Annotated in this window: 2 protein-coding genes; one reads left to right on the top strand and one right to left on the bottom strand. The window is 44.8% G+C overall.

Features of this window, described 5'->3' with window-relative positions:
* The coding region (locus A3729_RS29545; protein ID WP_156498225.1) for an FAD-binding oxidoreductase at positions 1 to 465 on the bottom strand (465 nt) is incomplete at its 3' end.
* Positions 466 to 659: 194 nt separating this feature from the next.
* Here A3729_RS29545 and A3729_RS29540 point away from each other — a divergent pair.
* Positions 660 to 1,352 (top strand): AraC family transcriptional regulator (locus A3729_RS29540; protein ID WP_068634562.1); only part of this gene is annotated, 693 nt, incomplete at its 3' end.

Below are 1,352 nucleotides of genomic sequence, written 5' to 3'. Positions count from 1 at the left end.
CTGACTCTCCTCATCCAAATCTATCAAGCGAGTCATTCGACCTAGCGATAAAGTTAGTATCGGTTCATCAGATTCAAAAGGGTTAATATGCCCCGCGACGCTGGTTCCACCACCATAGGGAATCAGGATAATGTCATGTTCATAACAAAACTCGACCAACTCAGCGACCTGATCTTTAGTTTCTGGAAAAGCAACGCCGTCGGGGAAGAATTCAAAGCGGCCACTTCTCATGGCAAGCCAGTCAGGCAGACTTTGACCGCGAGAATGACGAAGACGCTGTTCCGGGTCTTTATCAATCAATATATGCTCAGGTAAACGACTTTCTGGAACTTGAGCCAAAACTTCACTCAGCTGTGCATCCGCTAAAGGGCTGGAAGCACCCACTAGATCACTAAGAAATTGCTCACCCGTAGGTGGCAAATCCATTTTGTTTGCTTCATCTCCCCAACCATTCCAACGACGCATGCGTTCACCTATATATATTCAAATTTAGTTTAAAGTGCCCAGCATCTTAACAGCGGACAACACTCTAGAAAGACATAGCTCGAAATAATAACGGAATAAACTATAATTTCACTGACAATTTCAGACATTATGATCATCAAATTCAGTCAGTGACACTTTTTGTGCTCTCAAACTTCCTGCGAGAAGAGTAAATTATGAAACACCTGGGCTTTGCTTCCATTCCTGCCGTACAGCAATATTTACAATATGCTCAGAGCAAACAAATCGATACTCATCAAGTCATTCTCGACTCAGGGATCGACCCGAATGTTCTGGCCAGTGCAAATGGGCGTATTATTGGAACCCAGTTCCAATCTCTTATTAAACATCTTATCGAACGCGCTAATGACCCCTTGCTCGGGCTTCATACCAGCCAATTTGTTCAGCCAGGCTCCTATAGTGTGCTTGGCTATATCACTATGAGTTGCGCCACCATCGGTGAAGCCATGGATAAAATACAGCCCTATGAAAGACTTGTCGGGGATATGGGAACAACCAGCTTTAAAGATTTAGGGAACAGCATCTTGCAGTGCTGGCACTGTATTTACGACGACCCGATTGTCAGGCCTCATATGATCGATAACGTGTTGGCTTCGTGGACAAACTTTGCACGCTGGTTAGCAAACCAAAATGCCTCTGCTGAAAAGATACTAATCGGGCGCCCCGCTCCTTCTGCAAAGCTCCAAGAAGAATATACCCGCTTCTTCAATGCACCCGTTGAGTTTGAGGCTCAGCACAACGGTATTGTGCTAAATAAAGACCTACTGTCTATTTCACTTCGCCAACCCGATAACCTGCTACTCAAAACTCTTGAATCTCATGCTAGTGAGCAAATGACTCACCTTAGC

It is taken from the genome of Oleiphilus sp. HI0043, from assembly GCF_001634935.1.
This window is presented reverse-complemented; position numbering and strand designations above follow the sequence as displayed.